A 6,673-nucleotide genomic window follows, 5' to 3' on the forward strand; every position below is an offset into this window, starting at 1 on the left:
CCGAGCGGCCTCATAGTTCGCTCGGCTATCTGACGCCTGCGCAGTTCGCCCGGGCGCACGACGCGAAGCAGCAGTTTTTAACCTCGGACTCTAACTGCAGTTCGGACTAAAACCGGGGGCAGGTCACCCACGCCATCAATCCCTGCATCCCATTCTCTCAATCGCTTCTATCTCCGGCGATTCAATTGCTTATTGATCGTATCTTCAATCAAGATGCAATTTCTTTTCCGCAGCGTATCGACAAGCGCGATCATATGATCAGCTTTCCGCCCACCGCAGCCCGCCACCCCTTCCACTCGACCGCCGCGCAGATCATCCAAAATCGCTGCGAAATGAACGCTTTATTCGGCGCGTCCACGTAAAATTTGCGAACCCCCCATCTCTACATTCAAAACGATGAACGCCGCCACCCAGGTAGCGCGGGCCGTTTGCCCGCATGATTGTCCGGACACGTGCGCAATGCGTGTGACCGTCGAGAACGGCAAGGCAATCAAGGTCACCGGCGATCCCGACCATCCGCCGACGCAGGGCGTGTTATGCACGAAAGTCAGTCGCTACGCGGATCGCGTTCACCATCCCGATCGCCTCACTGTCCCGCTCAAGCGCGTCGGTGCGAAGGGCGAAGGGCGCTTCGTGCCGATCAGCTGGAGCGAGGCGTTCGACGAGATTGGCCGCCGCCTCGGTGAAATCGCCGCGCGCGCGCCGGAAGCGATCGTGCCGTACAGCTATGCGGGAACGATGGGGCTCGTGCAAGGCGAGGGCATTGCCCAGCGCTTCTTTCACAAGCTCGGCGCCTCGCGGCTGGAGCGTGCGATCTGCGCGGCGGCCGGCGCAGCGGGGTTGCGATACACGTACGGCGGCAGTGTCGGCATGCACCTCGAGTACTTCGAGGAAAGCGAACTGATTCTGATATGGGGCGCGAATCCGATTGCATCGAGCCTGCACTTCTGGACCCGAGCCCAGGAAGCGAAGCGCCGTGGCGCGCATCTGGTTGCGATCGACCCGTATCGTTCGCTGACCGCGGAGAAATGCCATCAGCACATCGCGCTGAAGCCCGGCACCGATGGCGCGTTCGCGCTCGGCATGATGCATGTGTTGATCACCGAAAACCTGCTCGATCATGATTACATCGCCGACCATACGCTCGGCTTCGACGCGCTCAGGGCGCGCGCAATGTCCTATCCGCCGGAACGCGTCGCGCAGATCTGCGGCATCGATGCGTCGGAGCTGGTCGATCTTGCGCGTCGCTACGGCGCTACGCGCAAGGCCTCGATTCGCCTCAACTACGGTATGCAGCGTGTTCGCGGCGGCGGCAATGCGGTGCGTGCGATTGCCAGCCTGCCGGCACTGACGGGGGCGTGGCGCGATCGGGCGGGCGGCCTGCTGCTCTCGTCGTCGGAATCCGCGCCGGTCAACCAGGCGGCGCTGCTGCGTCCGGATCTGATGCCGGGTTGGCCGCATAAGCTGCCGCGCATCATCAACATGAACGCGATCGGCGACGCGCTGCTGCACCCGGGCGACGCGACGTTCGGGCCAAAAGTCGAAGCGGTGATCGTGTACAACTCGAATCCGGTGGCGGTCGCGCCCGATTCGTCCAAGGTGGCCGCAGGTTTCGCGCGCGACGATCTGTTCACGGTCGTTCTCGAGCACTTCAAGACAGATACGGTCGATTTCGCCGATATTGTATTGCCGGCGACGACGCAGCTCGAACATCTGGACGTCCATAAGTCGTACGGCCATACCTACGTGATGGCGAACCTGCCGGCGATTCCGCCAGTAGGAGACGCGCGGCCGAACACAGAGATCTTCCGGGGAATCGCGCGCAGCATGGGACTCGACGAACCGGCGCTTTATCACAGCGACGAAGAGGTCGCTCGCGCGGCGCTTCGCTGGGACGATCCGGCGCTCGACAGCGACTGGGACACGCTGAAGCGGGCCGGCTGGCTGAAGCTCAAGCTGCCGGAGGCGCCGTTTGCGAATGGTGGTTTCCGCACGCCCTCCGGCAAGTGCGAGTTCTACAGCCCACGGCTCGAGCAGATGGGCATGGAGCCGGTCCCTGACTATCTGCCGCCGTTCGAGTCGGCCGAAGCCGCGCCCGAGCTCGCCGCACGCTATCCGCTGGCGATGATTTCGCCGCCGGCCCGCCACTTTCTGAACAGCACGTTCGTCAACGTCGACAGCCTGCGCTCGACGGAAGGCGAGCCGCACCTCGACATGCACCCGTCCGACGCCGATGCGCGCGGCATCGCGGAGGGCGACACCGTCCGCATCTTCAATGACCGCGGCTCGATGCAGGCGCTCGCGCGCATTACCGACCGTGCCCGTGCCGGGCTCGTCGTCGGATTGTCGATCTGGTGGAAGAAGCTGTCGCCGGACGGCAGGAACGCGAACGAAGTGACGAGTCAGGCGCTGACCGATTTGGGGAATTCGGCGACGTTTTACGATTGTCTTGTGGAAGTTGAGCGGATTTGATCGAATATCGCCGTATCATCAGACGAAATTGATATGGAAGTTCGAAGTGGACATCTAACCCTGTTGTCTCGGGGCGGGGGAGCCGTTACGATGCGTTTTAGCACGACCATTCGAAAATCTGTGAGGAGACGCGCGGTATGGACAAAATTTGGCTGAAATCGTATCCACCCGGCGTTCCAGCCGAAATTGACTCCTCTCCTTATCCGTCCGTCCCGGACCTGCTCGACGAGAGCTTCCGTCAGTACCGCGACCGTACCGCGTTCGTCTGCATGGGCAAGGGCATCACGTACGGCGAACTCGACAAGCTGTCGCGCCAGTTCGGCGCATGGCTGCAATCCCGCGGCCTGGCGCGCGGGGCGCGGGTCGCGATCATGATGCCGAACGTGCTGCAGTACCCGGTGACGATCGCCGCGGTGCTGCGCGCCGGCTATACCGTCGTCAACGTCAATCCGCTCTATACGCCGCGCGAGCTCGAGCATCAGCTGAAGGACAGCGGTGCGGAGGCAATCGTCATCCTGGAGAATTTCGCGTCGACGCTGCAGGCCGTCATCGCCAATACGGCCGTCAAGCACGTGGTCGTCGCATCGATGGGCGATCTGCTGGGCATCAAGGGATGGCTCGTCAATTACGTGGTGCGCAACGTGAAGAAGATGGTGCCTGCGTGGCAGCTGCCGTCGTTCACGCGCTTCAAGGCCGCGCTGTCGGAGGGCGCGCGACTGGCGTTCAAGCCGCAGAAGATCGGCCCCGACGACGTCGCATTCCTGCAGTACACGGGTGGTACGACCGGTGTCGCGAAGGGGGCGACGCTGCTGCACCGGAACATCGTGTCGAACGTGCTGCAGGCCGGCGCCTGGCACCATCCGGCTCACGAGAAGTATCCGGAGGTGGAGCAGTTCGTGACGGTTGTCGCGCTGCCGCTGTATCACGTGTTCGCGCTGACCGTCTGCGGTTTCCTGACGATGCGTACGGGCGGCATGGGCATCCTGATCCCGAACCCGCGTGACATCGCCGGCATGATCAAGGAGCTGAAGGGCTACCAGATCTCGACGATTCCGGCCGTCAACACGCTATACAACGCGCTGCTGAACCATCCCGAATTCGGTCAGCTCGACCTGTCGAAGCTCGTGATCGCCAACGGCGGCGGCATGGCGATCCAGGAGGGCGTCGCGAAGCGCTGGTATGAAAAGACGCGTACCGCGATCATCGAAGGATACGGGCTGTCCGAAACGTCGCCGGTGGCGACCTGCAACCCCGTGACGGCGACTGAATACAGCGGCACGATCGGCCTGCCGCTGCCGTCGACCGAAGTCGCGATTCGCGACGATGCCGGCAACGACGTCGCGCTCGGCGAGCCGGGCGAGATCTGTATTCGCGGACCGCAGGTGATGGCCGGCTACTGGAACCGGCCGGACGAGACCGCGAAGGTCATGTTCGCGGACGGCTTCTTCAAGACGGGCGACGTCGGCGTGATGGATGCGCGCGGTTACGTGAAGATCGTCGATCGCAAGAAGGACATGATTCTGGTGTCCGGCTTCAACGTGTACCCGAACGAAGTCGAGGACGTGGTGGCGTCGCATCCGGGCGTGTTCGAGGTGGCGGCGGTCGGCGTGCCGGACGAGCATTCCGGCGAAGCCGTGAAGCTGTTCATCGTGAAAAAGGATCCGGCGCTGACCGACAAGGACATCCTCGCCTACTGCAAGGAGCGGCTCACCGGGTACAAGCGGCCGAAGCTGGTCGAGTTCCGCACGGAGCTGCCGAAGACGAACGTCGGCAAGATCCTGCGGCGCGAACTGCGCGATGGGCGTGCGTAACGCATGCAACGATGCGGTTGAACGAAAAGCCCGGCCTGTGCCGGGTTTTTTGTTTGCGGCTGCGGCTGGATGACCGGAAGCGCCTGTTTCGTGGGGGCGCGCGGCGGCAAGCCTTGCGTTTCGAGCTGACGGCTGGAGGGCGTGTCGACAGCGACCATCCGATCACCGATCCACCGATCCACCGATCCACCGATCCACCGACCCACCGACCCGCTGATCCACCACCGTCACCGCCTCACCACAAAAGAAAAAGGCGCCCGAAGGCGCCTTCAATATGCTGCGGCTTGTCAGGCAAGCTGATTAGAACTTGTGACGGATACCGACGCGTGCCGCGACCTGGTTGCTCGTGCTCGACCCGGCCAGACCGTTGATCGCTGCCGTTGCCTTCAGGACGTTGCCGTTCGAATCGAGCACGTTGCCCGATGCGTGCTGGTACACGCCGATCGCGTAGACGTCGGTACGCTTCGACAGGAAGTAGTCGACGCCCAGCGAGCCCTGGTGGTACTTGGCTGCCGAGTTGCCGTCGATCTTGCTGCCTTGCGTGTAGTCGTACGCCGCGCCGAGGATCAACGCCGGCGTCAACTGGTACTTGAAGTTGATTTCGCCGTTGTTGAACGTCGCGGTCTGGTTCACGAACGGGCCTGCCGAGAAGCCCTTGAACTTCGTGTTCGAGTACGTCGCGCCGATCGTCGCTGCACCGAACGTGTAAGCGCCGCCTGCACCGATGACCTGGTACGTGTTCGCGTTGTTCGCGTACGCGCCGTAGACCGGCGACGAAACCGACGACGACGTCGACCCGTTGTTGAACATGCCGCCAAACTGGTTCGGCGTACGTGCGTTCAAGTAACCGACGCCGAGGACGAGCGGGCCGTTGGTGTAGCCTGCGCCGAGCGACCAGACCTGGTTCTTCGAGAACTGGCCTGCCTGGCCGCCGAAGCTGTACAAGCCGCCGAACGTGAGGCCGCCGTAGTTCGCGCTCGTGAACTTGACCGCGTTGTTCACGCGATACGCGTTGTTGAAGTTATCGAGGTCGCCCGGGTGAGCGGCGATGTAGCCGCCCCACTGGTCGCCTGCCTCGAGCGGGCCGACGAAGTCGACGACGGAGTCGTACTGACGGCCCAGCGTGACCGTACCGTACTGGCTCGACAGGCCGACGTAAGCCTGACGACCGAACATCAGGCCGCCCTGACCGAGCCTGCCGCTGTTCACGTCGAAACCGTTTTCGAGGGTGAAGATCGCCTTCAGGCCGCCACCGAGGTCTTCGGTGCCGCGCAGGCCGAAACGGCTACCCTGCATCACGCCGCTCGCCAGGCCGTACAAGTGCTTGCCGCCTGCGTTGTTATTGAAGAGGAAGCCTTCATCGATGATGCCGTAAAGCGTCACGCTGCTTTGCGCATGGGCAGCGCCAGCGAACGCGCCCAGCGCGACGAGCGCGAGAAGCGACTTTTTCATTAACGGATCTCCAAGAATCACTGAATTTTTTTGGCGGGGCGGATAGTTATGTTCTGGCGATGGGCCCCATCAACTTCGCAAGAAGTCGCACGTAATGTAGCAAAGCCGGTTTTTGCCACAAAGCGAAATGCTGCAGCTCAACACCGCCATGTTTCCTTTATGCAACAATGGTTAAAATCACGGGTTAACCGCAATTTCCGCTGAATAATCAAGTCGGTTACGCAGCGGACTCGTGCCCTTGCCGCGCGCAGCGGCACCTGCAGCCAGGAGAACAGGATGGTGTTGGATGAACTGATCAGCGAATTCGATCGCGGCCTGCGATCGCTGACCGGCATTAGCCGGATGAGCCGGCCGGTGCCCGTGCCGGCCGATACGCCGGACGTCGAACTGACGCCCGCCGAACGCACGCACGCGGCCGGCCTGATGCGCGTGAATCACGTCGGCGAGGTCTGCGCGCAGGCGCTCTACCAGGCGCAGAAGCTCACCGCGCGCACGGCGTCGGCGAAGGCGATGTTCGAGGAAGCCGCGCGCGAGGAGGAGGATCACCTCGCGTGGACCGCTCACCGCCTGAAGGAGCTCGATTCGCGCCCGAGCCTGCTGAATCCACTGTGGTATGCCGGCGCCCTCGCGATCGGCGTGGCGGCCGGCACGCTCGGCGACAAGGTCAGCCTCGGCTTCATGGCCGAGACGGAGCGGCAGGTCGAAAGCCATCTCGAAGGTCACATGTCCGAGCTGCCGCCGACCGATACCGCGTCGCGCGCGATCGTCGACCAGATGCGGATCGACGAGGTGAAGCACGGCAAGGCCGCGACCGACGCCGGCGGGATCGAGCTGCCGCTGCCCGCGCGGATGCTGATGCGCGCCGCGTCGAAAGTCATGACGAGCACTGCGTACTATCTCTGAGATTTGCGCCGGGGTGGCGTGGGACGCCGCCCCGG

The 6,673-nt window shown here is 63.1% G+C and carries 5 protein-coding genes; 4 read left to right on the forward strand and 1 reads right to left on the reverse strand.

The window, feature by feature from the left end:
* The first annotated feature begins 185 nt into the window (after positions 1 to 185).
* The 3 genes from H3O04_RS32985 to H3O04_RS32995 all read left to right on the forward strand — a co-directional run bounded on the left by H3O04_RS32985 (position 186) and on the right by H3O04_RS32995 (position 4,283).
* The gene (locus tag H3O04_RS32985; protein WP_162595516.1) at positions 186 to 362 is read left to right on the forward strand and encodes a hypothetical protein; all 177 of its coding nucleotides are present in this window, start codon (positions 186 to 188) and stop codon (positions 360 to 362) included.
* A gap of 34 nt (positions 363 to 396) precedes the next feature.
* Positions 397 to 2,472, forward strand: coding sequence for a molybdopterin-containing oxidoreductase family protein (locus tag H3O04_RS32990; protein WP_043888227.1), 2,076 nt, complete (start codon positions 397 to 399; stop codon positions 2,470 to 2,472).
* Positions 2,473 to 2,609: 137 nt separating this feature from the next.
* Positions 2,610 to 4,283 (forward strand): long-chain fatty acid--CoA ligase, encoded by a 1,674-nt coding sequence (locus tag H3O04_RS32995; RefSeq protein WP_006477028.1) that lies wholly within the window; start codon positions 2,610 to 2,612, stop codon positions 4,281 to 4,283.
* A 300-nt stretch (positions 4,284 to 4,583) separates the two neighbouring features.
* Here H3O04_RS32995 and H3O04_RS33000 read toward each other — a convergent pair whose 3' ends face one another.
* The gene (locus H3O04_RS33000; RefSeq protein ID WP_023477229.1) at positions 4,584 to 5,735 is read right to left on the reverse strand and encodes a porin; all 1,152 of its coding nucleotides are present in this window, start codon (positions 5,733 to 5,735) and stop codon (positions 4,584 to 4,586) included.
* Between the two features lie 276 nt (positions 5,736 to 6,011).
* On the opposite strand from H3O04_RS33000, the gene coq7 reads away from it, so the two are divergent.
* Positions 6,012 to 6,638 carry a 2-polyprenyl-3-methyl-6-methoxy-1,4-benzoquinone monooxygenase gene (gene coq7 / locus H3O04_RS33005; RefSeq protein WP_006477026.1) on the forward strand — a complete coding sequence of 209 codons (627 nt, stop codon included), beginning with the start codon at positions 6,012 to 6,014 and terminating at the stop codon, positions 6,636 to 6,638.
* The last annotated feature ends 35 nt before the right edge of the window (positions 6,639 to 6,673 follow it).

The organism is Burkholderia sp. KCJ3K979, from assembly GCF_016759955.1.
GTDB classification, from domain to species: domain Bacteria; phylum Pseudomonadota; class Gammaproteobacteria; order Burkholderiales; family Burkholderiaceae; genus Burkholderia; species Burkholderia orbicola.

Bases quoted from the DNA above. Each gene is read 5' to 3' on its own strand.
- H3O04_RS32990 (WP_043888227.1), top strand. From the start codon at position 397: ATGAACGCCGCCACCCAGGTAGCGCGGGCCGTTTGCCCGCATGATTGT.
- H3O04_RS32995 (WP_006477028.1), top strand. From the start codon at position 2,610: ATGGACAAAATTTGGCTGAAATCGTATCCACCCGGCGTTCCAGCCGAA.
- H3O04_RS33000 (WP_023477229.1), bottom strand. From the start codon at position 5,735: ATGAAAAAGTCGCTTCTCGCGCTCGTCGCGCTGGGCGCGTTCGCTGGC.
- coq7 (WP_006477026.1), top strand. From the start codon at position 6,012: ATGGTGTTGGATGAACTGATCAGCGAATTCGATCGCGGCCTGCGATCG.